The following is a 25,664-nucleotide window of genomic DNA, read 5'->3' on the forward strand; positions in this document are numbered from 1 at the left end:
GCCTCAGTCGACCTCCGCGACCGCCTGCGCGAACTGCGCCTTGTACAGGCGGGCGTACGCACCGTCCGCCGCCAGCAGCTTGTCGTGCGCGCCCTGTTCGACGATCGACCCGTTTTCCATCACCAGGATGGTGTCCGCGTCGCGGATCGTCGACAGGCGGTGGGCGATGACGAACGACGTACGGCCGTGCGCCAGCCGGGCCATCGCCTTCTGGATCAGCACCTCCGTACGCGTGTCCACCGAGCTGGTCGCCTCGTCCAGCACCAGGATCACCGGGTCCGACAGGAACGCCCGCGCGATGGTGATCAGCTGCTTCTCGCCCGCGCTGACCCCGCTGCCCTCGTCGTCGATGACGGTGTCGTACCCGTCCGGCAGGGTGCGGACGAACCGGTCGGCGTGCGCGGCGCGGGCCGCCTCCTCGATCTCCTCCCGGGTGACCTCGCGCGACGCGCCGTACGCGATGTTCTCCGCGATGGTGCCGCCGAACAGCCAGGTGTCCTGGAGCACCATGCCGATCCCGGCGCGCAGTTCGTCCCGCGTCATCCGCGCGACGTCCACGCCGTCCAGGGTGATCCGCCCGCCGGACACCTCGTAGAACCGCATCAGCAGGTTGACCAGCGTCGTCTTGCCGGCGCCGGTCGGGCCGACGATGGCGACCGTGCGGCCCGGTTCGACCGTCAGCGACAGGTCCTCGATCAGCGGCTTCTCCGGGTCGTAGCGGAACGACACGTGCTCCAGCTCCACCCGGCCGCGCAGCTCCTCGGGACGCTCGGCGGGCGACGGGTCGGCCTCCTGCTCCTCCGCGTCGAGGATCTCGAAGACCCGCTCGGCGGAGGCCACGCCCGACTGCACCAGGTTCGCCATCGACGCGACCTGCGTCAGCGGCATCGAGAACTGCCGCGAGTACTGGATGAACGCCTGCACGTCCCCGATGGACAGCGACCCGGACGCCACCCGCAGACCGCCGACGACGGCGACCAGCACGTAGTTGAGGTTCGAGACGAACATCATCAGCGGCTGCATGACACCGCTGTTGAACTGCGCCTTGAACCCGGCCTCGTACAGCGCGTGGTTCTCCTCGGCGAACTTCCGCGCCGACTCCTCCTGCCGCCCGAACACCTTCACCAGGGCGTGCCCCGTGTACATCTCCTCGACGTGCGCGTTGAGGGTGCCGGTGGAGCGCCACTGCTGCACGAAGTGCGGCTGCGACCGCTTCCCGACCCGCGTGGCCACCACGAACGACAGCGGCACCGTCACCAGCGCGACCAGCGCCAGGATCCACGAGACGTAGAACATCATCGCCAGCACGCCGATGATGGTGAGCAGCGAGTTGATCAGCTGGCCCATCGACTGCTGGAGCGTCTGCCCGATGTTGTCGATGTCGTTGGTGGCCCGGCTCAGCACCTCACCGCGCTGCCGCTTGTCGAAGTACGACAGCGGCAGCCGCGACAGCTTCGTCTGCACGTCCTCGCGCATCCGGAACATGGTGCGGTTCACGGCCCGGTTCACCAGCCGCGTCGCCACCGCCATCAGCAGCCCCGCCGCGCCGAACACCGCCAGCGCCAGCAGCAGGACGTGTCCCACCGCGGTGAAGTCGATGCCCTGCCCCGGTGTGAAGTCGGTGGAGCGGAGCATGTCGGCGACCTGGTCGTCGCCGCGCTCCCGCATCGACTCCAGCACCTGCTCCTTGGTGGCGCCCTCCGGCATGTCACGCCCGACGATGCCCGCGAACACCAGGTCGGTGGCCCGTCCCAGGATCTTCGGTCCGACCACGCTGAGCCCCACGCTCACCACCACACAGGCCAGCAGCCCGTACATGGTGAGGCGTTCCGGGCCGAAGCGGCCGAGCAGCCGCTTGCCCGACCCCGTGAAGTCGATCGACCGCTGACCGGGAGCGACCCCCGCCGTCATCCGTCCCCCAGGGCCCGCCATCAGGCCGCCTCCGCTTCCGTGAGCTGGGAGAGCACGATCTCCCGGTAGGTCTCGTTGTCCGCCATCAGTTCGTGGTGCCGGCCGGTGCCGACCACCCGGCCCTCGTCGAGCACCACGATCCGGTCGGCGTCCCGGATGGTCGCCACCCGCTGTGCGACGATCACCACCGTCGCCTCGGCCGTCTCCCGCGCGAGCGCCGCGCGCAGGGCCGCGTCGGTGGCGTAGTCGAGCGCGGAGAAGGAGTCGTCGAAGAGGTAGATCTCCGGGCGCTGCACCAGCGTCCGGGCGATGGCCAGGCGCTGGCGCTGACCGCCGGAGACGTTCGTCCCGCCCTGCGCGATCGGGGCGTCGAGCCCGCCCTCCAGCCGCTCCACGAAGTCCTTGCCCTGTGCCACCTCCAGCGCGTGCCACAGCTCCTCGTCCGTGGCGTCCGGGTTGCCGTAGCGCAGATTGGTCGCCACCGTGCCCGCGAACAGGTACGGCTTCTGCGGCACGAGCCCGACGGTCCGGGCGAGCAGCGCCGGATCGAGGTCCGCCACCGGCACCCCGTCGACCAGCACCTCGCCGTCGGTCGCGTCGAACAGCCGCGGCACCAGTCCGAGCAGCGTGGACTTGCCGCTGCCGGTGGAGCCGATGACGGCGGTGACCTCGCCGGGCCGTGCCACCAGGTCGACGGCCCGCAGCACCGGCTCCTCGGCGCCCGGGTAGCGGAAGCCCGCGCCCCGGATCTCCAGGTGTCCGTGCCGGCGCAGCTCGGTGACGGGCGCGGGGGGCGGCACCACGCTCGAGGAGGTGTCCAGCACCTCCTGGACGCGCTCGGCGCACACCTCGGCGCGCGGCACCATCATGAACATGAACGTGGCCATCATCACGGACATGACGATCTGCATCAGATAGGCGAGGAACGCCGTCAGGTCGCCGATCTGCATCCCGCCGCTGTCGATGCGGTGCGCGCCGAACCACACCACCGCGATCGACGACAGGTTCACCACCGTCATGACCACCGGGAACATCAGCGCGAGCAGATTGCCGGTGCGCAGCGCCACATCGGTCAGCTCGGTGTTGGACCCGTGGAACCGCTTCTGCTCGTACGTGTCCCGTACGAACGCGCGGATGACCCGGTTGCCGGTGATCTGCTCGCGCAGCACCCGGTTCACCGTGTCCAGCCGCTCCTGCATGGTGCGGAACAGCGGCCGCAGCCGGCGCACGATCAGCGTCACGCAGACGCCCAGCACGGGCACCACCGCGACCAGCACCCCGGACAGCGGCACGTCCAGACCGAGCGCCAGCACCACGCCGCCCACGCACATGATCGGCGCCGACACCATGAGGGTGAACGTCATCAGGGTGAGCATCTGGATCTGCTGGACGTCGTTCGTCGTCCGCGTGATCAGCGACGGCGCACCGAAGTGACCGACCTCACGGGCGGAGAAGGACTGCACCCGGTCAAACACCGCGGCGCGCAGGTCCCGCCCCAGGGCCGCGGCGGTCCGGGCCCCGTAGTACACGGCGCCGACGTTGCAGACGACCTGTGCCAGCGAAATGCCGATCATCAGACCGCCGTAGCCCAGGATGTAACCGGTGTCACCCTGGACGACGCCGTTGTCGATGATGTCCGCGTTCAGCGTGGGCAGGTAGAGAGTGGCGCAGGTCTGGAGGAACTGCAGCACCACCAGGAGGGCGAGGGGTCTCTTGTAGGGCCGTAGACGGTCACGTAGAAGTCGTATGAGCACGCTGCATCTCTCGGAGTGGTCGGCGGGGCCATTGGTTGCCCGTGGCCCCTATCGTCGAACACTCCACCGGCGTTACCTCAACCCATTTACGGGCCCCGGCGCGCCGTCGCCGCGCGCCCCCTCCTACTGCTGGAACGCCCCCGGATGCGTCTGCTCGCGGACCGCCACGTACTGCTGACGCACGGCCTGACCCACCGCGAGCTCCTCGCCCGGGTCCAGCACCTGCGCCACCGGACCCGGCCACACCGGCGGGGTCCGCGGATCGAGGGCGCCCTGCGAGACGCCGAGCGCCCAGGCCGCCTGCCGGGCCGCACCCGTCGCCGCGTAGTCCGCGGGCTGCGGCACGACCACCTGCGCCCCGAACAGGGCGGGCGCCGCCGCCTGCACGGCGGGCAGTTCGGCCGCCGGACCGAGCAGGAACACCCGGCGCACCTCCACGCCCCGCCCGCGCAGCACGTCCAGCGCGTCCGCGAGCCCGCACAGCATCCCCTCGAACGCCGCCCGCGCCAGGTGCTCCGGCTTCATCGACTCCCGCCGCAGCCCCGCGAGGGTCCCGGCGGTGTGCGGCAGGTTCGGGGTGCGCTCGCCCTCCAGGTACGGCAGCAGCACCAGCCCGTGCGCACCCGGCGTCGACTTCATCGCCAGGTCGGACAGGCTCTCCAGGTCCGGCAGCCCCAGCAGTTCCGCGGTGCCGCGCAGCGCCCGCACCGCGTTCAGCGTGGTGACGACGGGCAGGTGCATGCCGGTCGCGTCGGCCAGCGACGTGATCGCACCGCCCCGGTCGACGAGCGGCTCCGGGTGCACGGCCATCACCGAGCCGGACGCGCCCAGCGACACCACCGCGTCGCCCAGCCCGATGCCGAGCCCGAACGCCGCCGCCATGGTGTCCGCCGTGCCGGCGGAGATCATCAGTCCCTCAGGGGTGGTGCCGGCCGCGTCGGCCGGGCCGATCACCTCGGGGAGCATCGCCTGGTGCCCGAGCGCCAGCTCCACCAGGTCGGGCCGGTACCCGCCGGTCGCCGCGGCCCAGTAGCCGGTGCCCGAGGCGCCGCCCCGGTCGGTCGTCCGGCGCACCGGCCGGCCCAGCAGCTGCCACACCAGCCAGTCGTGCGCCTGGAGCAGCACCGCGGTGCGGGCCGCGTTCTCCGGCTCGGTACGGGCCATCCAGCGCAGCTTCGTCACCGGCTGCGCGGCGCCCGGCACACAGCCCACGGCCTGCGCCCACGCCTCGCGCCCGCCGAGCGCGTCGACCAGATCGGCCGCCGCGACCTGCGCGCGCTTGTCGCCCCCCGTCATCGCCGGGCGGACCGTGCCGCCCTGCGCGTCCAGCGGGACCAGCGCGCCCGCCTGCGCGGACACCCCGATCGCCTGCACGCCCTCCAGCAGTCCGCCGCTCGCGGCCTCGCCCAGGGACAGCAGCCAGGCCTGCGGGTCGACGTCCGAGGAGCGGCCGGTGTCGGAGCCCTGCACCGGGTGCGGGGCGTACCCCTGCCTGACCACGGCCCCGGTGTCCGTGTCACAGACGACGATGCGAGTGAAATCGGGCGCACTGTCCAGCCCGGCGACTATCCCCATACGGCGATTTTGCCGTATGGGGAGGGGTGCGGTGTCCGTCAGGTGTTGCTCGTGCCCCAGTCGTCCTCGGCCGGGCCGTGGGCGGTGCGCTCCCGCAGGGCGTGGACCCGCTGCGCGACCGAGTCGGGCATACGGTCGCCGACCTTGTCGCTCATCACGTGGTACGCCTTGTCGGCGAACTCACGGCTCTGCTGTGCCGCGGACTCCGCGGTGTTGCGCACCGCGGGGTTCTGCGCCAGCTGGAGCGCGGACCTCTTCATCTGCTCGTAGCGCTCCCGCCCGGCTTTCGTGCCCAGCACGTAGCCCAGGACGGCTCCGGCGACGAACGTGAGCCGGTATCGCATGGCGGCCACCCTTCCCGTTGTTCCAGTCTGCGTGGGTCTCCGGCGCGGCGACGGGCCGGGGAGTACCGATTGGCGGAGCACCCCCCTGCTTGCGCTAATGTATGTGTCGCAGCGAGCGCGCGCCCTCTGGCGAATACCCAGGCGGGTGCGTTCGATGCAGAACGAGGCATTCCTCCGTAGCTCAATTGGCAGAGCAGCCGGCTGTTAACCGGCAGGTTACTGGTTCGAGTCCAGTCGGGGGAGCTCGGTCCTCCGTAGCTCAATTGGCAGAGCAGCCGGCTGTTAACCGGCAGGTTACTGGTTCGAGTCCAGTCGGGGGAGCATGCTGAACGAGGACCCCGTAGGGGTCCTTTTTCATGTCCGGTGGAACCGCGCGCGGCGCGGCGCTGTCTTCATGGTCAACAGGGCCGTACGCAGCCGACCATCCGAAGCAGGAGATCGTATGAGCGGCTATGCTGCGGCAGACGGCGCGCACACATGTACGCGACACGCCGCTATGGGGCGGTAGCTCAGCCGGTTAGAGCAGCGGACTCATAATCCGTCGGCCGTGGGTTCGAGTCCCACCCGCCCCACCACGTCACGGTTCACCGGAACCGTCGCCCCGGAGCCGGGGTCAGCCCCCTCCGTGCGTCCCCCCGTACGGCGTTGTCGTCGGACGCCGACGGCGCGTCCGACGGGTCTCGTTCCCCTTCCGCCTGTGACGGTGTGGTGTGCACCACGTCGGGGGTGGTCCATTCGCTGTCGTCCCGGTCGCCCTCGGCCTGGGACGGAGTGTGCTCGCTCATCGTGCCGCCTCCCTGTAGCGGGACCCGTCGGTTCCGGCGACTACGAGTACCCCCGCCGCGGCGATGTCACCGCGCGGCGCGGCGGGCGAGGGCACGGGCCAGCGCCGTGCGCACCTCCGGCGGCGGGGGAGTCCCCTCCGCCTCCGCGCAGGCCGTCAGCGACTCCGCCACGGTGCGCAGCTTGGTGTTGGACAGCTGCGACGCCTCCCGCAGGATGTGCCACGCCTCGTCCGAGGTGCAGCCGTACGTCGCCATCAGGATGCCGCGCGCCTGGTCGATGACCGGACGGGACGCGATGGCCTGCCGCAGCTGCTCCACCTCCTCCTGGAGCAGGTGCAGCCGCTCCTGGCGCTCCAGCGCCACCGCGGAACCGGCGGGCGAGGGGCGCGGCGCCGGCGAGCGCAGCGGGTCCGTGGTGTCCAGCCCGGCCAGCTCCAGGATGCGGCGCGGCTGGCCGCTCCAGCGGCACGTGGTGACGGGCATGGACCGCCGGCGGGCGTGGTCGCGCAGCACCTCCAGGAACTCCAGGCCCGCGGTGTCCATGAAGTGCACACCGCTCATGTCCAGGTCCACCCGCGCGGTGCCGGCCGGCAGCTCCGCCAGCTTCGCGGCCAGCGTCTGGGCACAGCCGCGGACCAGCTCCCCGCGTGGGGTGAGCAGCGCCCGGTCCGCGTCCATGCGGCCGCCGATGACCAAGGTGTCCTGCCGTCCCGGGGGGAACGAAGCCGCGGAAGTCATGTCACCGCCCTGTCGGTGCTCGTGGGTGGCCGGCCGGGCCGTCCCGGCGGCCCCGGCCGCCGCCGGCACCCGCGCGAGAGGCTGCGCACCGTACTGCTGCGCTGCGGATGCGCCTGCCCACCCTGAGCGGCGGTACACACCGGGCCGCGTGAAACGGCCGGTAACGCACGACGGCCCGCCCGCACGGATGCGGGCGGACCGGGGGAGGGACCGGCGGCGGACCGGGCGTGTCTCAGGCGCTCAGCGGGTCCAGCACCATCGGGGCGATACGGCCCTCCAGCATGGCGCCGAGCCCCTCCACGGCACACAGCTCCGGCTGCTCCGCGATGTGCACCGGCATCCCGGTCGCCTGACGCAGCATCTGGTCCAGGCCCGGCAGCAGGGCGCTGCCGCCGACCATCATGATGCCGCGGTCGGCCAGGTCGGCGACCAGATCGGGCGGGCAGTCCCGCAGCACCTTGCCGATGCCGTCGAGGACCGCGGTGAGCGGCGTCTGGATGGCCCGCCGCACCGCCGCCGTGTCCACCTTCACCGACCGGGCGAGCCCGGTGGCGACGTCCCGGCCGTGGATCTCCGTGACCTCGGGACCCTGCGGGGTCAGCCCGTTCCCCTCCAGCGCGAGCTGCAGAGGCCGTACGGACTGGCTCGGCAGCATCAGCTCGTGCTGGTGGCGCAGGTGCTGCACGATCGCCGCGTCCACCGCCTCGCCGCCCACCGGGATGCGCTCGGCCCGCACGATCGAGCCGAGCGACAGCACGGCGACCTGCGTGGCCGCCGCGCCGCACACCATGATCATGGTGGCCTCGGGCCGCTCCACCGGCAGCCCGCAGCCGACGGCCGCCGCGATCAGCGTGTCCACCAGCTCCACCCGGCGGGCGCCCAGACCGACCAGCGTCTCGATCGCGGCGCGCTGGGCCAGCGGGTCGGCGTCGTGCGGGGTGCAGGCGGCCGCCCGCAGCCGGGGCCTGCGGCGCAGGGCGCGGCGGGTGCGGTCGCCGATGAGCTGACGCAGCATCCGCTGCGCCATCTCGATGTCGACGACGGTGCCGCCGGTCACCGGCCGGACGACGCGGATGTAGTCGGGGGTGCGCCCGGTCATCTTCTCCGCGAACTCGCCGACGGCGATCAGCGCTCCGGTACGGGTGTTCACGGCGGCGACGGACGGCTGGTCGACGACGAGGCCGGCGCCCTTGACGTACACCCGGGTACGGGCCGCGCCCAGGTCGACGGCGAAATGGCAGCGGCGCAGCTGCTCCAGACTGGCGGTCACGGCAGTTCCTCCCGAGTGCGCGGCCTGGGCCCGCCGGACGGCGGGCCTCTTCGCATCGTGCGCGCCGGGCGGGGGAGGCGCCTTTTCTGGGGGGCCGGGAGAGGGGCCGCCGAACGGGGGGTGGGCGGCACCTGACGGTGGATCGGCGACCGGGCCCCGTCCTGACAGCACCTCAGGACCACGGTCCGGGGCGGCTGACAGGCACGGGCTGACGGACTTGCAGGTCCCCGTCGCTCGCCTCAACCGGAGCCGGCCGGCTGAGCGCCCTCGGGCCCCACGACCCCCCGCACCACCCCCAGCTCCACCAGATCCTGCGGCCGGATGCGCAGGGCGTCCGCCGTGGGTTCCACCTCCGTCGGCGGGCGTTTCAGGATCGCCGCCGCCAGTTCCGGGGCGATCACCGAGAAGTAGCTGTCCGGGGTGGCCCAGGTGTTGCCCGGCGCGGCCGGCGCGAGTGCGCCGCCCGAGCCGCCCTCGCCGACGACCAGGGTGGTCAGCGGGGTGCGCGCGGCGGCGACGGCGGCGAACAGGTCCGCGACGGCCGCGCCCACGCCCTGCCGTTCCGCCTCCGCGTCGTTGGCCGCGCCCGGGGTGTCCACCAGGGTCAGCACCGGGATGCCGAGGCGGTCGGCGAGGCGGATCAGACGGGCGGCCGTGCGGTAGCCGGCGGGGCGGGTGGCCGTGCCGGTCTGGGCCGCGTAGGCGACCGTACGGCCCCCGTGGTCGCCGAAGCCGCACAGCATGCCGTCGGGGTCGGCGCCGCCGCAGCGGTCGCCGGAGAGCCGGACGCGGGACGTGAAGTACGCGTCCAGGTAGGCGGCGGCGCGCGGGCGGTGCGGTGCGCGGGCGCGGCGGACCGCGTCCCAGCCGGTGTCCGGCAGGTCCGGGGCGCCGAGCGCGTGCGGCGGCGGGGCCGGGTCGGAGGACGGGCGGGTCAGCAGGCGCAGCCAGCGGCCGAGGACGGTGCGCAGCTCCTCCGGCGGGACCAGCGCGTCCGCGGCGCCCGCCGCGACCTGCGCCTCGGCCGTGTACGCCGTCGGGTCCGCGTCCGGCGGACGGACCCGGGAACCGGCGAAGCCGACCTGCGCGCCGGGAAGGGCGAGGACCACGTCCGCGCCCGCGCCCAGCGTGGCCCAGCCGCCGCCGGTCGTGGGGTCCCGCAGGACGGCCACCTGAGGGAGACGCGCCTCACGGGCCCGCGCCGACGCGCGCGCCACCCGCTGGAGCTGGGTCAGGGCGAGCATGCCCTCCTGCATACGGCTGCCACCGGTGGCGACCAGGGACACCAGCGGCAGCCGGTGCGCGATCGCGTGCGCGTACGCGGCCTCCAGACGGTCGCCGGTGCCCTCGCCGAGGGAGCCGCCGAGGAAGCCGAACTCGAACGCGACCAGCACGGCCCGCGTGCCGTCGACGTCCGCGACCCCGCAGACCACGGACTCGGTCTCGCCGGTGCGCGCGGCGGCGCGGGCGCGGGCCTCGTCGTAACCGGACCAGCCGAGCGGGCCGTCCGGCGCCGAGTGCCGTTCCGGGTACGGCAGTTCGGTGAACGTGTCCGTGACCAGGGAGAGGGCCGCGCGGGCCGACGGGCGGTCAGCCATGCGTCAGCGCCCGCTTCATGATCTTGCCCATGTCGTTGCGGGGCAGCACGTCGAGGTGGCGGACCACCCGGGGCCGCTTGTGCGGGGCGAGGCGCGCGGCCACGTGGTCCGCCAGCTCCTCGAGTCCGGGCGGCGACTGCGGGTCGGCCGGCACCACCCACGCCACGATCCGCTCGCCCAGGTCGGCGTCCGGCTCCCCGGTGACGGCGGCCTCCTTCACCCCCGGGTGTTCCAGCAGCGCGTTCTCGATCTCGCCCGCCCCGATCTTGTACCCGCCGCTCTTGATCAGGTCGGTGGCCTTGCGGCCGACGATGCGGACGTCGCCGCCCGGGTCGCGGACCGCCATGTCGCCGGTGCGGAACCAGCCGTCGGCGGTGAACGCGTCGGCGGTGGCGTCGGGCCGGTTGAGGTACTCGGTGAACAGGTTCGGCCCGCGCACCTGGATCTCGCCCACGGTCTCGCCGTCGTAGGACGCCACCGGGGTGCCGTCCTCCTCGACCAGCCGCAGTTCGACGCCGGGCAGCGGCACACCGACCGAGCCGGGGCGGGTCTCCCCGTCGACGCGGACGCTGGTGTTCATCAGCGTCTCCGTCATGCCGTACCGCTCGACGACCCGGGCGCCGGTCGCCGCCGTGATCCGCTCGTGGTCGTGGACCGGCAGCGCGGCCGACCCGGACACCAGCAGACGCGCGCCGGACAGCGCGCGCACCAGGTCCGGTTCGGCGGGCAGCGCCTCCGCGACGCGGTGGTACATCGTCGGCACGCCGAACAGCATGGTCGCGCCGGAGTTCAGCTCACGGGCCACGCCCTCGGTGGTGAACCGGCCGAGATGGCGCACCGACCCGCCGCGCCGGAGCGGGCCCAGCGTGCCGAGGACCAGGCCGTGCACATGGAACAGCGGCAGGCCGTGGACCAGCACGTCGGCGTCGGTCCACCGCCAGGCGTCGGCGAGGGCGTCCAGCGTCGAGGCGATCGAACGGCGGGGGATCACCGCGCCCTTGGGCGGGCCGGTGGTGCCGGAGGTGTAGACGATCAGGGCCGGGTCCTCCGGGTCGCGCTCCCGGTCGTCGGGCACGGAGCCCGGGCCGGCGCCGCGGGCCGGGTCCACGTCGACGCGGGGCAGCGCGGCCGGCGCGTCGGGCAGCGCGGTGCCGGGCGCGGCGAGGAGCACGTCGGGGGCGCTGTCGCCGAGGATGTGGCCCAGCTCCCGCTCGCCGGACTTCGGGTTGAGCGGGACCACGACGACCCCGGCGAGCAGCGCGGCGGTGACGGCGACGGCGGTCTCCAGGGTCGGAGCGGCCCACACGGCGGCCGTGCGCACCCCCTTGAGGTCCCCGGCCACCGCGCCGGACGCGGCGGCGAGTTCCCCGTACGTCAGTGAGCGCTCGCCGAAGCGCAGGGCGGGACGGTCGGCGGAGCCGCCGGCCGGGCCGTCGGTGAGGGCCGGGAAGAGAGAGGACACGCGTCGTACTCCTTGGGTCGCTGTCGTCGCTGTCGTCGCTGTCGTCGCCGGCGTGGCTGTCGTCGTCGGCGTGGCGGTCGTCGTGGCTGTGCCGGGTGTCCTACCCCCAGCCGGGTACCACCATCACCAGCCACACCACCGCCGGGACCGCCGCCACGACGATCCCGCCGTAGGCCATGAGCTGCCGGAAGAAACGCTCGCGGTCGACGTCCGGGGCGGCGGCGAGGACCAGGGCGCCGTTGGTGGAGAAGGGGCTGACGTCCACCACCGTCGCCGACACGGCGAGCGCGGCCACCATGCCCACGGCGCCGATCTCGCCCTGCGCCAGGAACGGCACCGCGAGCGGGATCAGCGCGCCCATGATGCCGACGGAGGAGGCGAACGCGGACACGATCGCGCCGATGTAGCAGAGCAGCACCGCCGCGAGCAGCGGGACGCCGATGCCGCCGACGCCCTCGCCGGCCCAGGTGATGGTGCCCATCTCGTCGAGGACGCCGACGTAGGTGAGGACACCGCAGATCAGCAGGACCGTCGGCCAGGCGATCTCGGTGACCGCGCGGCGGCTGACGTCCGGCCAGACGGTGCTCAGCACGACGGCGAGGGTGATGGCGGTGAGGCCCGCGTCCAGGTCGAAGCCGAGGACGGCGACGACCAGCGCGACCAGGCAGACGAGGGTGGCGATCACCGGGGCGGTGAGCGGGACGCCGGCGGCCGGGGCGTCGGCGCGGGTGGCCGCGGGGGCCGGGGCGGTACGGGTGCCTCCGCCTCCGGTCCCGGTGCCCGCCGTCCCGAGGCCTCCCGTCCCGCCGCCTCCGGTCCCGCTGTCCGTGCTGCCGCCCGGCTCCTCGTCCCCCTTCGCCGGCGAGGCGGCCGTCTCCGCGACCGTCCCCTGCCGCCACAGCCTCGGCCCGCCGCACACGGCGAACACCACCGCCGCGATGGCCAGGTTCGCCAGCAGGGAGGCGAGGAACAGCGTGATCTCGCTGCCGGGCAGCTTCTCCCGCTCGACGATGCCGTTGACGATCGAGCCGTAGATGGAGATCGGGGAGAAGCCGCCGGCCTGGGCGCCGTGCACCACCATCGCGCCCATCAGCAGCGGGCTGATGCCGTACCGGGCGGCGAAGCTCAGGGCGATCGGCGCGACGATCGCGACCGCGGCCGGGCTGACCGCCCCGATCGCGGTGAGCGCGCCGGTCAGGGCGAACATCACCCACGGGATCAGCGCCACCCGCCCCCGCACCATCCGCACCGCCGCGTGCACCAGCCAGTCGGTGGTGCCGTTGGCGCGGGCCAGGGCGAACAGGTAGGTGACGCCGACGAGGACGACGAACAGGTCGCCGGGGAAGCCGGCGAAGACCCCGTCCGCGTCGAGGTCGGCGACGAGCGTGCCGACCCCGAAGGCGGCGGCGAAGGCGAGTGCCCCCATGTTCACGGAGCGGGTGGTGGCGATGACGAACACCACCGCGAGGACGAGGACGGAGAGGAGTTCGGGGGACATGCGGGCTCCCGAGTGGCTGAGTGGCTGAACCACTTGCGGCGCTGGAATGGAGTGGTCCGTTCGGTGGCACAGCGTGCGGCCCGGGCGGAGGCACGTCAAGGGGTCGCGCACGAATTGGCTCAGCCACTCGGCCACTCGTGAAGACCCGGTGCTAATCTCCCCGCGAAAGGGGGACCGCCGTGACCGACGCCCTGCGCCCGATGGCGAAACAGCGCCTGTACGAACAGGTGCTGGACCGGCTGCGCCAGTACGTCGCCGAGGGCGGCCTGCGCGCCGGGGACCGTCTGCCGCCCGAGCGGGACCTGGCCCAGCGGCTCGGCGTGAGCCGCGCCTCCGTGAAGCAGGCGATCGTCGTGCTGGAGGTGCAGGGGCTGGTCGAGGTCCGGCACGGCGGCGGCACCTACCTGGTCCGCGACAGCCTCGACGTCGAACCGGTCGAGCGGATGGTGGAGCGGCGCCGGCGGCTGCCCGACGTGCTGGAGGCGCGGGAGGCCCTGGAGACCAAGCTCGCCGAACTGGCCGCCGAGCGGCGCACGGACGACGACCTGGCCGCGCTGCGGTCCGCGCTCGCGCACATGGCCGAGGAGATCGAGGCGGGCGGCGCGGGCGTGGAGGGCGACCGCCGGTTCCACGCGGCGGTGACGGCGGCCGCGCACAGCGCCCTGCTCGCCGAGTTCATGCGCTCCATCGCCGAGCAGATCGCCGAGAGCCGCACCGAGTCGCTGCGCCAGCCCGGCCGCCCGAACCGTTCCCTCGCCCAGCACCGGGCGATCCTCGACGCGATCGCCGAGGGCCGTCCCCGTCAGGCCGCCGCCGCCATGCGCCGCCACGTCCGCACGGTCGCCAAGGTGCGCCTGCTGGACTGGGACCCCGAGGAGGACCGCTAGGCATCGCGTTCCCCCTGCGGTTGTTAGCCTCCTTGCGGAGCCGAGGCGGTCGTGGGAGGGGTGAGGCGGCGTGGTGCGTGTCGCGCTGGTGACCTGTGCGGACGGGCCCGACGTGGCCGAGGACCGGGATCTGCCGGTGCTGGTGCGGGCGTTGAACCAGGCAGGGGCGGAGGCGTCCGTCGAGGTGTGGGACGACGCCGGCGTCGACTGGGCCCGCTTCGACCTCGCCGTGATCCGCTCCACCTGGGACTACAGCTGGCGGGCGGCCGAGTTCACCGCGTGGGCCGAGCGGTGCGGGGCGCTGACCCGGCTGGCCAATCCGGCGGACGTGGTGCGCTGGAACACCGACAAGCGCTACCTCGCGGACCTCGCGGCGGCCGGGGTGCCCGTGGTGGAGACGCGGTACCTGGCGCCCGGGGACACCGTGGAGCTCCCGGACGACCACGAGTTCGTGGTGAAGCCGGCCTCCGGCGCGGGCGCCCGGTTCGCCGCCCGCTACACCCCCGGCGAGCACGACACCGCCGTACGGCACGTCCGGCGCATGCACGACGACGGGTTCACGGCCATGGTGCAGCCGTACGTGCGGGCCATCGACAGCGGCGGTGAGCGGGCGCTGCAGTTCTTCGGCGGGAAGCTGCTGCACGCCAGCAGGAAGGGGCCGGTGCTCGCTCCCGGCACCCCCTACGACCAGCGGAAGACGGCCCACCCCGGGCTGACCGACTGGACCGCCACGGCCGACGAACTCGCCGTCGCCGAGGCCGCGTTGTCCGCCGTGCCCGGCGCGCCCGAGCTGCTGTACGCGCGGGTGGACCTGGTGGACGGCGACGACGGGCGGCCCCGGGTGATGGAGCTGGAGCTGGTCGAGCCGAACCTGTTCCTGTGGCTGCACCCCGGGTCGCTGCCCGTGGTCGCGGAGCGGATCATCGAGGCGGCGGGCCGCCGACGCCCGTCCGCTGGAGCAGCCCCCAGGTGAACTCCGCGGCCACCTCGTGAGGACGGCCCTCCGCGTCCGGGGCGGTGAACGCCAGCCCCCACCGGGTGGGCGCCGACCCCTCCAGCGGGCGGGCCGGGGCGAAGGCGCGGGCCACCTCGTCCACCGTGCACGACCACGGCGTGAGATCGTCCAGCGTGCGCAGGGCGGGCGCGGGCGCGCCCGGTGCGCGGACCAGCCACTCGTTCCACACCGCGCCCCCGCCCGCCGGGGTCAGCGCCTCGAAGCGCAGGTCCGGCCAGAGCGGCAGCGGCCACCGCCACGCCTCGCAGTCCAGGTCGCCGACCCGGCGCGGGGTACGCGACTCCGGCTCGCCCAGCACCGACCGGTACCGGGACAGGGCGGGCCGGGGGCGCGGGGAGCGGACCATCGCCTGCCAGCGCCGGTTGGCCTCCCGCATGTCGGCGAGGGAGGCGCCCAGCGCGCGACGGGCGTCCTCCACCAGGCCGGGGTTGTGGTCGGCCATGCGGCGCAGCAGCACCAGCTGGAAGTGGAACGGGGTGAACGGTTCAGGTGGGCGTCGTCCGGTGGGCACGGGACCCATCGTCGCCCACCGGAGGCTCTCCCGGGCGTCGGCCGTCCGGGAGGAACAGCACCGAGTTGACGTAGCGGGGGCCGCGCAGCCGCTCGTGGGGGAGGATCCGGCGCAGCAGGCCGTGCGTGGCGACGTACGCGGTGCGCTCCTGGTGGGCCTCCAGCGGGAAGCGGGACAGGGGGATCCAGGTGCCCGCCGGCAGCACCCAGCCGTCGTAGCCCAGCAGGGACAGGTACGTCACCACGGGGGCGATCGGCTGGATGCGGGACTCCAGCTCGACGAAGAGGGCGGGCCGGTCGCGGGCGAGGATGCCGGTCGCCCCGCGCAGCACCGCCGGCTCGTTGCCGTCCACGTCGATCTTCAGGAAGCCCACGTCACGCAGGCCCAGGTCGTCCAGGGCGACGCAGGTGACGTCCAGGGCGCGGCCGTGGATGTCCCGGCGGACCAGCGACGACACGCCCCGGGCGCCGGCGTCGTCGTCCGGCAGCCACAGCCGGGCGAAGCCGGGCCGGTCGGAGGCGGCCGCGCGGATCACCCGCACGTTCGGCGGGGCGGTCGCGTCCAGCAGCCGGGCCAGGCGCGGCACCGGCTCCAGGGTGACCACCCGGCGGGCGTGCCGGGCCAGCCGGTGCGTCCACGGGCCGTACCAGGCGCCGACGTCCACGGCCGTGTCGCAGTCCGGCGGGCACAGGTCGGCGAGACGGGCCAGCTCCGGTTCGAAGCGCGGGTAGACCGCGCGGGCCGTCGCCGCCACCGCGCGCGCGGGCAGCACGGACGCCGCCCGTGCCGCGAGTGTGCGCCGCCCGGTCACGGCGCGGTCCCCGGGGCCTCGGCCGCGCGGGCCAGGAGCCGCTCGTGCTCCTCCTCCGGCACCTGCTCCCCGGACGAGGGCAGCAGCTGCGGGATGCCGTCGACGACCGGGTAACGGCGGCGCAGCCGCGGGTTGTAGAGCGCCTCCCCTTCCCCGTCGTCCGCGGCGAGCAGACGCAGCGGCCCCTTGTCGAGCGGGCAGGCGAGGATCCTCAGCAGGGGGTCGTCGGGCTTCACGGTGGCGTCAACTCCTCGGTCGGGCGGGGGATCGGGGCGCGGTGTCGTGCTTGGGCATGGCGAGCAGCACGGTCACCGCGAGGACGGTGCCGAGCACGCGCAGCGCCAGCCGCAGCGGCTCGTCGGGGAGTTCCTCGCCGAACGACAGCGTGCCGAGCACCGCCGTGAACAGGCAGGTCACGGTCGTGCACACCGGCACGATCAGCGAGGCACGGCAGCGCTGGAGCGCCGCCTGCGACATCACGAGCCCGAACGCCCCGGTGAACAGCAGCAGATACGGGTACGGGGAGCGCAGCAGGGCGACGACCGACGTGCCGACGCCGGCCGTCAGGTGGCTGGAGACGCCCTTCACGGCGAGCGAGCTGACCCCGTAGAGCAGGCCGACGGCGATGCCGTACTCGACGCCGGTGGTGGGCAGCCGGTGCCGGTGACGGGCGTTGCGCTCGGCGGAGGAGTACAGCCACACCCCGGCCGCCAGCGCCGGCACGCACACCAGCAGGATCAGCGGGTACGGCGCGTCCCGGCCCACCGTGTCGGCGTCCGCGCCGCCCTCCCGCAGCGACAGCACCACCATCAGCAGCGCCACCAGGATCGCGCCGAGCGCGTACCGCTCCCGGCCGCTGGTCTCCTCGCCCAGCAGCCGCGCCGACAGCAGCACCAGCAGCACCAGACCGGACACGAACAGGCCCTGCGCGGCGGCGATCGGCAGCGTGCGGTACACGGCGAGCTGCGCCGCGAACCCGGCGGCGAGAGCGAGCGAGCCGCCGATCCACAGGGGGCTGCCCAGCACCAGCCGCAGCAGCCGGGCCGGCCGGCGCACCGTCACCTCGGGCAGCGCGCCCAGGGCACGCTTCTCCAGCACGAACCCCGCGCTGTACAGGACGTTCGCCAGCAGCGCCGCGGCCACTCCCCACCACATGTCCCCCCGCCCCTCTCACGCCCGCCGTGCGTGCAGCAGCAGGATCGACGCGAGCGTCGGCGCGGCGCAGGCCATCCGGTCCAGCGGCCGGAGTGTGCGCGGCACCCCGTGGAACGGCGCCCCCTTCAGCGCCACGACGGTGAAGCCGGACGCGGCGACGAACTCCCGCAGCGCGCGGGCCGTGTAGAGCCGCAGATGACCGACCACCTCCGTGCCCGGCCGGCCGTGGATGCCTCGCAGGCTCACCTCGGAGAACACCGGCTGCACCCCGGCGAGCAGCAGGGCGCGGTTGTACCAGGCCGCCAGGTTCGGCGTGGAGAGCATGAGATGCCCCCCGGGGCGCAGCACCCGGCGGATCTCGTCGAGCGCGGCGTCCGGGTCGACCAGATGCTCCAGCACCTCGCTGAACAGCACCGCGTCCGCCGACCTCGACGCGAACGGCAGCCCTCCGCCGTCGAGTTCGCCGCGCACCGCGTACGGCAGCCGGGTGCGCGCCCGGGTGAGGGCGTCCTGCGACCAGTCGACGCCGATCAGCCGGTGGCCGCGCAGCAGCGGGGCGGCCGTGGCGGCCGCGGTGCCGTCGCCGCAGCCGATGTCCAGGACCGTACGCGGACCCGACGCACCGGCCGGTCCCAGCGCCCGGGCCAGCATGCGGGCCTGGCGCAGACTCCGGGACGGGCCCGAGGCGACGGGCACGGCGGGGTTCTCGTAGAAGTCGCGCAGCCCGTGCGGCGGGGACGGCGTGCCCGGGGAGGGGGACGCGGTGGTCGTGGAGGAGGTCTTCGCCACTCAGGTCGCCTCCGTGGTCCGCAGGTGGTGCGCGAACAGCTCGCGCAGACGCGCGCCGTCGCCGTCCCCGAGCAGCGCGCTCGACCAGCGCAGCGCCAGGTGCAGCCGGCCCGCGGTGGACGCGGTGGTGAAGGTCAGCCCCCGCGGCATTCGGGCGGGCGCCGAGAACCACACGGCCCGCGCCCGGCCGGCGTCCGCACCGAAGTCCAGCGGGTACGGGACGCGGCCGATGTTGCTGAGCAGCGTGGTCGACGTCCACGGCGCCGCCGCCCGGCGCAGCGCCCGGGTCAGCGCGGCCCGGCAGGCGACCGGCGCCCACGGAGCGGTCAGCAGCGCCGCCCCGTGCCCCAGCTGAGGGCGGGGGAGGGCCTTCAGGGCGCGGGTGCGCAGGGCGGTACGGCGCAGCAGCTCCGGCACCGCGTCCGCGTCCAGCTCCTCCGGTGCGAACGCCACGTCCACCAGGCGGGTGCCGTTGCCGATCGGCATGCCGCTGTCCCGGGGCCGGTCGTCCACCGGCATGGTGATCCGCAGCGGCCGGCCCCGCCCGGCGCCACGCTCCCGGTTCCAGTGCGCCACGGTCAGCGCGGTGGCGACCATCAGCTGGTCGTTCACCGTGTACGGGGCGCCCTTCGGGCGGCGCGGCAGCGGCAGTTCCGTGACGAGCAGCCCGTTGCCGGGCGCGGGGCCGGGCGCGCCGCGCGCCACCCGGGCCGGGCGGATCCACGGGGACGGGGTGCCCGGGCGGACGGGCGGCGCGTCCGGGGGACGGACGGGCGGGGCGGCCGGCTCGTTGTCCCGCCCGCCGTACAGCTCGGCCGCCGTCGCCACCACGCGCAGGCAGGCGGGTCCGTCCATCGCGGTGTGGTTGACGGTGAGGACCAGGACGGTGCCCTCCGCCTCCCCGCGCACGGCCTCCAGCCGGACCGGCGGCGACACGGTGAGCGGGGGCGCCGCGCGCAGCGCCCGGACGCGGGCGTCCCGCAGGGCGTGCTCGCCCGGCACCGGGAAGCTCACGGGCTCCGCGTCCGGCCCGTCGGTCGCCTCCCACGCGTAACGCCGCCGGTACCAGGGCCCGGAAGCCTCCCGCACCAGACTGCGCGGATGCCGCCGCAACGCCTCCGCGAACGCCTTGCGCAGCCGCCCCGGATCCACGTCGCCGGGGAGATGCACCTCGATGTGCACGGTCTCCGGCTCCTCGTGCTGGAGACAGTGCCGGGAGATCTCGTCGACGACAGGGAAGGGGATGGTGCCGCCCGGGCGGGCCTGCGCGTTCATGCGGGGCCTCCCGCGCCGGGGCCCGCCGGGCCGCGGTCCCTCGGGTCGCCCCGGGACGGAAGCGGTGGCAGGAACGGGCGTACCCGGGCCGCCGGGGGCCGTGGTGGCCGGGAGGCGGGGGCGGGGTGCGCCGGGGCGGGCGGAGGCGTCGTGGGCTCCGGGGACAGGGGCTGCCCCGTGTGGCCGTCGTCCGGGCCGGGCCTCCCGCCGGCCGGCGTCTCGTCGTCCTCACGGTCCTTGCCCAGCGTCAGCAGGCCCGCGAACAGGCCCGTCAGCGCCAGCACTTGTGCCACGTGCCCGAACGCCCCCTCACCCGCGTGGATCGCGCCTCCCGCGCCCACCGCCGCCGTGAGGCCCGCTCCCGTGAGGGCGGCGAAGGCCAGCGGCGGGAGCAGGGAGCGGCGGCGCCACGCGAGCAGGGCCAGGGGCGGGAGCAGCAGGGCCCACCAGCCGGCGATCACCACGCCCGTCAGCGTCACCGCGACCGTGCCCAGCCACACCCCCGGAGCCGGAGGCGCCGGTTGCGGGTCGTCCGGGTTCTCCGCGCGGCGGCGCCACAGCAACAGGCCCGCCAGCGCCACGATCCCGGCGCCGCTCGCGACCAGCGCGGCGCCGTACGTCGTGGCGGGCTCGTAGGAGAGCTTCAGCGTCCCGCCCTCGCCCGCCGGGACCAGCCAGCCCTGCTGCCAGCCGTCCAGCCGCAGCGGGGTCAGCTCCTCGCCGTCGAGGGTGGCCTTCCAGCCGTCGTTGTGGTTCTCGTGCGTCGTCAGGTACGAGGCGGCGCCGGGTCCGACGAGCACCTCGCGGCGGTCGCCCTCCCAGTCCCGCACCCGCAGGTCGCGCTCGGTGGCCGCGCGGTCCGGCACGGTCCCCAGGGTCAGCGTCACCTCGGTGGCGGCGAGCGGTCCCGCGTCGTCCGCCTCGATCTCGTGCTCTCCCGCCGCGAGTTCGAGCCCGGGGACGGTCCGTCCGTCGCGGCACGGCGTCACCTCGACGGGCCGCCGCTCCACCAGGTCCCGTACGGTGCCGCGCACGGCGGTGTCGTACCGCTCGCCGTCCACCGTCAGCGCCGGGCCCTTGCCGCACGCCAGCGAGAACACGGAGTCGCCCTTCGGCTGCTCCGTGCGGAGGTCGTCCAGCGCGGGGACGTACGCCTCGGTCAGGCCGACCGGGAGCTGGAGGTCGTCGCCCACCGCCGGGTTGTGCACGGTGAGCGGGGCGGTGCGGGTGACCATGATGTCGAGGCGGTCGGTGGTCATCGGCGGGAACCGCACCCAGCCGTTGGCGTCGACGGCCGCGACCACCGCGCCCGTCGGGGAGGTGATCCGCACCTCCTCGGCCCGCGCCGACAGCCCGCCCGCGGGCGCCAGCACCACTTCGCCGACCTGCCGCTTCCCCGGCCAGCTCAGCCGGAGGGACGGCTCGTCGCCCGCGATCCACGCGGTGGTCAGGTCCCCGTCGGTGAGGTTCCGCGCGGACAGGCCCGCGCCCAGCCGCGCCGTGGAGGCCGCCGTCGCGACGATCCTCCGCCGCTGCTCGGGCGCGGCCTCGTACAGCAGCCGGTCCAGCCCCTCGCCCGGCACCGCCACCGCGCGCGCCCGGATCGCGTACGTCCCGGCCCGGCCGGCGTCGACGATCCGGCGCAGCCCGGACTCGCTGCTCGCGAGGGACAGCCCGGTGGGGTCGGCGGCGCGGTGCAGCGACACGATCCGCGCCGAGGCCGCCGTGTCCTCGCCGTCCTCGGGCAGCCGCAGCAGCCGCGTCACCTGCACGCCCGGAAGCTCCACCTCGGAGAAGCCGGCGCCGGTGACGCCGGGGCGCGGCACGGTCGAGCCGGTGATCGTGAGCTTCATCCAGCGGGTCGGGCCCGCGGGCGCGTCGATCCGCTCCCGCTCGCCGTCGACGCGCAGGAACGACGTCGCGGAGCCGTTCTCCGTCTCCACCCGCACCTCCGTCGGCGCCGCCCGCACCCCGTTCTGGGGGAGCGGGGTGACGCGGACCGTGTCCGGCATGTCGTAGCGGCCGTCGAAGGCGATCCGCAGCCACTGCCCGTCCGGCGAGTCCTCGGCGCCCTCCGCCCAGGCGGTCGCCGGGTCGCCGTCGAAGGCGTGCACCGGGTCGTACTGCGGCAGGTGGAACAGCCAGTTGCCGTAGGAGGACGCCGACACCTCGCGGGCGCCGCGCAGTTCGGCCACCGTCTGGTGCTCCTCGCCCTTGACGGGGAGGATCTGCCGGGGAGGCTCACCCGGGTCCTGGGCGGCGTCGGGCGCGTTGCGTTCGCCGGGCGTGTACGTGTACGAGGTGTGGGAGTTGACCAGCCCGAACCGGGTGTCCGCGCGGCGCAGCCCGTCACCGGTCACCCGCACGGCGGGCGCGCCGAGACCCGGATGCGCGTCGCCGGTCAGCACGGCGGGCCGGCCGCGCAGCTCCTCCGCCAGCGGCTGCAGCGACTCGGGCCCGCCGGACACCACGGCCGTGTCGGCCACCGGCAGCAACTCCGCCCGGTCCGGCCGGGACACCTCCGCGCCGGCCGGGCGGTAGATCTCCACCGCGCGCTGCCGCGGGTACAGGCCCTCCACCTGGAGCGGGGTGTCCGGTGCGATGACCCCGCCCGTCGTCACGGGACCCAGGCCCTCGACCCGCTCGTACCCGGACTGCTCCAGGGCGCGCTTCACCGTCGCCGTGGGCACCTGGCCGAGCTGGTCCGGGTCGAGGTCGTTGCGGACGACGACGTAGTGCACACCCGCCCGGCCCAGGTAGTCGGCGAGGCCCGGCACCTCACCGCCGGTCAGCAGCGCCTGCTCCACCGCGTCCAGGGCCCGCCGGTTGCCGGGCGTGCCGAACGGCACGTAGTCGCGCTGCGCCCACGGGGAATCGGCGACCACGTCCAGCGGCTGGTCGATCGTCGATCCCCAGGTGTGGATGCCGTGCGCGGTCGCCGGCACCACCAGGGCGCGCGCGTCCGGCGAGTTCCTCTCCAGCCAGTCGGCGGTGGCCCGCCAGTACGCGGGGATCTCCTGGAACGAGCCGGGGCCGAGCACCTTGCCGCCGACGTACGGCCAGGCCAGCCCCGGAAGCACCAGCACCGCCGCGAGCAGGGCCGCCGTCCGCGCCCCCGGCCGCCGGCGCGTGCCCCGGCCGGGCACGCCCCGTCCGGCGAGGTGCGCCAGACCGAGGACCAAGGCCAGCGCCAGGCCCGTCTGGAACTTGTAGATGTTCCGGAAGGGCGACAGCCGGCCGTCCAGCCAGTCCTGCACCGTCCCGTGGAACGGCCCGCCGGCCGCGCCGCCGTACCCGGCGAGCAGCACCAGCACGGCCGCCACCACGGTCAGCACCAGCCAGCGCCGCTCCGGCATGTCCCGCCGGGCCAGGCCCGCGAGCCCGAGCCCGGCCGCGCACGCCGAGGAGACGATCACGACCGGCGAGGACGCCACCGCCCAGCCGGCCGGCAGCCACGGCTCGCCGAAGTGCAGGTACGCCACCCAGTTCCCGGCGCCGCGCAGCGCCTCCGTCGCCGCCATGGTGTCGGTGGTGGTGCGCGCGGTCTCGATGTACGGGAGGAAGTTCTCCCCGTGGACGCCGAGCAGCAGCAGCGGGACCCACCACCAGGCGGTCGCCACCGCCACCGCGGGAGCCCACCACACGATCAGCTTCCACTTCCGCGCGCCCGGCGGGCGGGACAGGAGGTACAGCCCGACCGGCAGCAGCGACGCCAGCGTGGAGGCCGCGTTGACACCGCCCATGAACGGCACGAGGAGCGCCGACCGCAGCGCCGCGACCCGCGCCGTGTACCGCTGGTCCGCCAGCGGCAGCAGCACCCACGGCAGCAGCGCGCCGGGCAGCGCGGCGGCCGACGTGGAGCCGACGACCGCGGTGAACACCGGCCACAGCGCGTACGCCGCCGCGGCGACCAGGCGGGACGCGCCGCCGCCGACGCGCAGCCGCTCCGCGAGCCGCAGCGCGCCCCAGAACGCGGCCGTGACGATCAGCGACATCCACAGCCGCTCCGCCAGCCACACCGGCAGCCGCACCAGGTCGGCCAGCCAGTAGTACGGCAGCATCGGCCACAGGTAGCCGGTGTACTGGTCGGCGATCCCGCCGAACGAGCCCCGGCTCTGCCACAACTGGCCCAGGTCGGCCAGGAAGTGTCCCGGGTCGACGGTGACGCCGAGCTTGGTGTCGAAGGTCTGCCGCCCCGGCCGGACCGCCAGGAACAGCGCGAACACCACCGCCCAGAAGCCGAGCAGCCAGCGGCGCGAGCGCGGGCCGCGCGGCGGTCCCGCGGCGGCGGGGCCGGCCGGGACGGCGGTGGGAGGAGGAGCCTGGACCGTGGTCGTCATGCGGGACACCGCCGGAGGATGAGGAGGAGGTTCCAGGTGACGAACTCGCGGAGACCGGGCACCTTCACCACGGTCTCCGTCAGGAAGGGCCAGTAGCGGGAGCGCGCGGAGACGATCAGCACGTCGTCGCGGGCGCGCACCTGGCGCAGGGTGGGGCCGACGTGCACGGCGAACAGGTTCTCGCCGAGGGTGTGCTTCGCGGGGCGCCCGGTGCGGCGCTCGTACCGGGCGCGGGCCCGCCCGGCGCCCAGGTAGTGCCAGGGCGCCCACTCGTGACCGCCCCACGGGGACAGCCAGTTGGTGAACGACACGTAGATCAGCCCACCCGGCCGGGTCACCCGCACCAGCTCGCTGAGGAAGGTCTGCGGATCGGCCACGTGCTCCAGCACGTTGGAGGAGAACGTGACGTCCGCGGCCCCGTCGGCGAGCGGCAGCAGGTAACCGTCCGCGAGCACCGCGCCCCCGGGCGGCTTCCCGCTCAGCTCCCGCGCGTCGGGCTCCAACAGGCAGGCCAGCGCGCCCCGGGCGCGGAACTCACGGGTGACGTACCCGCTGCCGCCGCCGACGTCGGCGACGACCCGCCCGGCCACCGGCCCGTCGTACGCCTCCACCTGGTCGACGGCGTCACGGGCGAGCAGGGCGTAGCAGGCGTCCGGGTCGTCCTGCTCCCGCAGGAAGGCGCGGAACAGGGCGAGGGAGCGCCGCAGGGAGGGATCCTTGCCGGTTCCCGGCAACGTGCCGGCGCGTCCCGGAGGGCGGAACCGTGTCACCGCGCGGCCTCCCGGGCGACCGCCAGGAACTGGCGCACGGTGTGCTCCCACCGGTAGCGGGCGGCGACGTCCCGTGCCGCCTTGCCCATGTGGGCACGCCGTTCCGGGGCCAGGGCGAGGGAGATCCACGCGGCGGCGAAGGAGGACTCGCCGCGGGCGAGCACCCCCGTCTCGCCGTCCCGTACGGAGTCGCGCAGCCCGGGCACGTCGAAGGCCACGGCCGGCGTCTCCCGGGCCGCGGCCTCGGTGACGACGAGACCCCAGCCCTCCACGGCGGAGGGGTGCAGCAGCAGCCAGGCCGCGCACAGCAGCCGGTGCTTCTCCGCCTCGGAGACGTGCCCGGTGAAGCGGACGCCGGGACCGGCGAGCCGCTCGAGACGCTCCCGCTCCGGCCCGTCGCCGACGATCACCAGGGTGCCGCCGGTGACCGGCCGCACCCGCTCCCACAGCCGCAGCAGCAGGTCGATCCGCTTGTACTCGACGAGCCGGCCCACCGCCACGAACAGGGGTTCCGATGAGCGTTCGGTGCGCGGGCCCGGCTCGGCGACCCCGTTGTGCACCACGCGGATCCGCTCGCGCGGTACGCCGATGCGCTGGAGGGCGTGCGCCGTGGACGGCGACACCGCGACGACCAGGCCGTGCCGGTGCGCCCCGGTGAGGGCCCAGTGCTCCAGCTTCAGGCCGAGCCGCGCGGCCGGGGCCAGCGGGCCGCCGAACCGCATCGGCCACAGGTCGGTGTGCACGTGGTTGACCAGGCACAGGGTGGGCCCGCGGTGCCACAGGGGCGCGAGGTACGGCATGCCGTTGCAGACCTCGACCAGGAGGTCGCAGTCGCCGACCTGCCGGGCGAACGCGGAACGGGCGCGCAGGTAGTGGTCGTACGGTCCGCCCGCCGACACCACCCGGTAGTCGCGGAAGGCCGCGGGCCCTCCGCACAGCAGGGTGACCTGGTGGCCCCGACCGGTCAGACCGTCGGCGAGACGGTCGACCAGCAGCTCGGAGCCGCCTGCGGACGGACTGCCCAGGTCCCGGTGGGCGAGGAAGACGATCCGGCGCGGATGTGGGGGGAGCGCCGGGGAGGACTGCTGCGCGCCGGGGAGCGCTGTGCGCAGCGAGGACGGCACGTGCTGGGGCATCGGTGCTCCAACTCGTCTCGGTGTTGATCGGCGTGGGGAG

General features: G+C 74.7%; 20 protein-coding genes, 3 tRNA genes and 1 pseudogene. 5 read left to right on the top strand and 19 right to left on the bottom strand.

Going from position 1 to position 25,664, the window contains the following annotated elements:
* Nucleotides 1-3 precede the first annotated feature (3 nt).
* The 4 genes from ACQZOG_RS06410 to ACQZOG_RS06425 all read right to left on the bottom strand — a co-directional run bounded on the left by ACQZOG_RS06410 (nt 4) and on the right by ACQZOG_RS06425 (nt 5,584).
* Entirely contained in the window at nt 4-1,932 is a 1,929-nt protein-coding gene (locus ACQZOG_RS06410) for an ABC transporter ATP-binding protein (RefSeq protein WP_387785231.1), read from the bottom strand.
* On the bottom strand, nt 1,932-3,665 hold the full coding sequence (locus tag ACQZOG_RS06415; RefSeq protein WP_230227844.1) for an ABC transporter ATP-binding protein: 1,734 nt from the start codon (nt 3,663-3,665) through the stop codon (nt 1,932-1,934). The genes ACQZOG_RS06410 and ACQZOG_RS06415 overlap by 1 nt, the downstream gene beginning before the upstream one ends.
* 123 nt (nt 3,666-3,788) lie before the next feature.
* A complete protein-coding gene (locus ACQZOG_RS06420; RefSeq protein ID WP_193454873.1) occupies nt 3,789-5,240 on the bottom strand; it encodes a xylulokinase in 1,452 nt (483 codons plus the stop codon).
* Between the two features lie 38 nt (nt 5,241-5,278).
* Nucleotides 5,279-5,584, bottom strand: a complete 306-nt coding sequence (locus ACQZOG_RS06425; RefSeq protein WP_033275755.1) for a hypothetical protein — start codon at nt 5,582-5,584, stop codon at nt 5,279-5,281.
* 170 nt (nt 5,585-5,754) lie between these two features.
* Here ACQZOG_RS06425 and ACQZOG_RS06430 point away from each other — a divergent pair.
* The 3 genes from ACQZOG_RS06430 to ACQZOG_RS06440 all read left to right on the top strand — a co-directional run bounded on the left by ACQZOG_RS06430 (nt 5,755) and on the right by ACQZOG_RS06440 (nt 6,159).
* Nucleotides 5,755-5,827, top strand: a tRNA-Asn gene (locus ACQZOG_RS06430).
* A gap of 5 nt (nt 5,828-5,832) precedes the next feature.
* A tRNA-Asn gene (locus tag ACQZOG_RS06435) sits at nt 5,833-5,905 on the top strand.
* Between the two features lie 177 nt (nt 5,906-6,082).
* Nucleotides 6,083-6,159: transfer RNA gene (locus ACQZOG_RS06440), tRNA-Ile, on the top strand.
* 9 nt (nt 6,160-6,168) lie between these two features.
* Here the strand turns inward: ACQZOG_RS06440 and ACQZOG_RS06445 are convergent.
* The 6 genes from ACQZOG_RS06445 to ACQZOG_RS06470 form a co-directional block, all read right to left on the bottom strand.
* The gene (locus ACQZOG_RS06445) at nt 6,169-6,369 is read right to left on the bottom strand and encodes a hypothetical protein (protein WP_430741358.1); all 201 of its coding nucleotides are present in this window, start codon (nt 6,367-6,369) and stop codon (nt 6,169-6,171) included.
* Between the two features lie 66 nt (nt 6,370-6,435).
* Complete coding sequence (locus ACQZOG_RS06450; protein WP_033275858.1) at nt 6,436-7,107, bottom strand: ANTAR domain-containing response regulator; 672 nt, start codon at nt 7,105-7,107, stop codon at nt 6,436-6,438.
* Nucleotides 7,108-7,339: 232 nt separating this feature from the next.
* Nucleotides 7,340-8,377, bottom strand: coding sequence for a rod shape-determining protein (locus ACQZOG_RS06455; protein ID WP_033275754.1), 1,038 nt, complete (start codon nt 8,375-8,377; stop codon nt 7,340-7,342).
* Nucleotides 8,378-8,616: 239 nt separating this feature from the next.
* Complete coding sequence (locus tag ACQZOG_RS06460) at nt 8,617-9,975, bottom strand: carboxyl transferase domain-containing protein (RefSeq protein ID WP_033275753.1); 1,359 nt, start codon at nt 9,973-9,975, stop codon at nt 8,617-8,619.
* Nucleotides 9,968-11,437 carry an acyl-CoA synthetase gene (locus ACQZOG_RS06465; RefSeq protein ID WP_033275752.1) on the bottom strand — a complete coding sequence of 490 codons (1,470 nt, stop codon included), beginning with the start codon at nt 11,435-11,437 and terminating at the stop codon, nt 9,968-9,970. Before ACQZOG_RS06465 ends, ACQZOG_RS06460 begins: the two co-directional genes overlap by 8 nt.
* 100 nt (nt 11,438-11,537) lie before the next feature.
* A complete protein-coding gene (locus tag ACQZOG_RS06470) occupies nt 11,538-12,935 on the bottom strand; it encodes an SLC13 family permease (protein ID WP_033275751.1) in 1,398 nt (465 codons plus the stop codon).
* Between the two features lie 179 nt (nt 12,936-13,114).
* On the opposite strand from ACQZOG_RS06470, the gene ACQZOG_RS06475 reads away from it, so the two are divergent.
* Both ACQZOG_RS06475 and ACQZOG_RS06480 read left to right on the top strand, forming a co-directional pair.
* The gene (locus tag ACQZOG_RS06475) at nt 13,115-13,822 is read left to right on the top strand and encodes a FadR/GntR family transcriptional regulator (protein ID WP_033275750.1); all 708 of its coding nucleotides are present in this window, start codon (nt 13,115-13,117) and stop codon (nt 13,820-13,822) included.
* A gap of 70 nt (nt 13,823-13,892) precedes the next feature.
* Entirely contained in the window at nt 13,893-14,795 is a 903-nt protein-coding gene (locus ACQZOG_RS06480; protein ID WP_037639335.1) for an ATP-grasp domain-containing protein, read from the top strand.
* Here ACQZOG_RS06480 and ACQZOG_RS06485 read toward each other — a convergent pair.
* The 9 genes and pseudogenes from ACQZOG_RS06485 to ACQZOG_RS06525 all read right to left on the bottom strand — a co-directional run bounded on the left by ACQZOG_RS06485 (nt 14,743) and on the right by ACQZOG_RS06525 (nt 25,624).
* Entirely contained in the window at nt 14,743-15,357 is a 615-nt protein-coding gene (locus tag ACQZOG_RS06485; protein ID WP_033275748.1) for a hypothetical protein, read from the bottom strand. The genes ACQZOG_RS06480 and ACQZOG_RS06485 overlap by 53 nt on opposite strands.
* Nucleotides 15,323-16,159, bottom strand: coding sequence for an FkbM family methyltransferase (locus ACQZOG_RS06490; RefSeq protein ID WP_058916074.1), 837 nt, complete (start codon nt 16,157-16,159; stop codon nt 15,323-15,325). The genes ACQZOG_RS06485 and ACQZOG_RS06490 overlap by 35 nt, the downstream gene beginning before the upstream one ends.
* Entirely contained in the window at nt 16,156-16,395 is a 240-nt protein-coding gene (locus tag ACQZOG_RS06495; protein ID WP_033275746.1) for a Trm112 family protein, read from the bottom strand. Before ACQZOG_RS06495 ends, ACQZOG_RS06490 begins: the two co-directional genes overlap by 4 nt.
* Nucleotides 16,392-17,302, bottom strand: a pseudogene (locus ACQZOG_RS06500) (hypothetical protein). Before ACQZOG_RS06500 ends, ACQZOG_RS06495 begins: the two are co-directional and overlap by 4 nt.
* Before the next feature lie 27 nt (nt 17,303-17,329).
* Nucleotides 17,330-18,103: a class I SAM-dependent methyltransferase gene (locus ACQZOG_RS06505; protein ID WP_380824336.1), complete on the bottom strand. Its 774-nt coding sequence runs from the start codon at nt 18,101-18,103 to the stop codon at nt 17,330-17,332.
* Nucleotides 18,104-19,378 (bottom strand): condensation protein, encoded by a 1,275-nt coding sequence (locus tag ACQZOG_RS06510; RefSeq protein WP_359518811.1) that lies wholly within the window; start codon nt 19,376-19,378, stop codon nt 18,104-18,106.
* Nucleotides 19,375-23,718 (bottom strand): alpha-(1->3)-arabinofuranosyltransferase domain-containing protein, encoded by a 4,344-nt coding sequence (locus ACQZOG_RS06515; protein ID WP_430741359.1) that lies wholly within the window; start codon nt 23,716-23,718, stop codon nt 19,375-19,377. Before ACQZOG_RS06515 ends, ACQZOG_RS06510 begins: the two co-directional genes overlap by 4 nt.
* A complete protein-coding gene (locus tag ACQZOG_RS06520) occupies nt 23,715-24,488 on the bottom strand; it encodes a class I SAM-dependent methyltransferase (protein ID WP_387757192.1) in 774 nt (257 codons plus the stop codon). The genes ACQZOG_RS06515 and ACQZOG_RS06520 overlap by 4 nt, the downstream gene beginning before the upstream one ends.
* Complete coding sequence (locus ACQZOG_RS06525; RefSeq protein WP_387785240.1) at nt 24,485-25,624, bottom strand: glycosyltransferase family 4 protein; 1,140 nt, start codon at nt 25,622-25,624, stop codon at nt 24,485-24,487. Before ACQZOG_RS06525 ends, ACQZOG_RS06520 begins: the two co-directional genes overlap by 4 nt.
* Nucleotides 25,625-25,664: the final 40 nt, after the last annotated feature.

Source organism: Streptomyces sp. P13-3-3, assembly GCF_050571355.1.
Classification (GTDB): Bacteria; Actinomycetota; Actinomycetes; order Streptomycetales; family Streptomycetaceae; genus Streptomyces; species Streptomyces althioticus.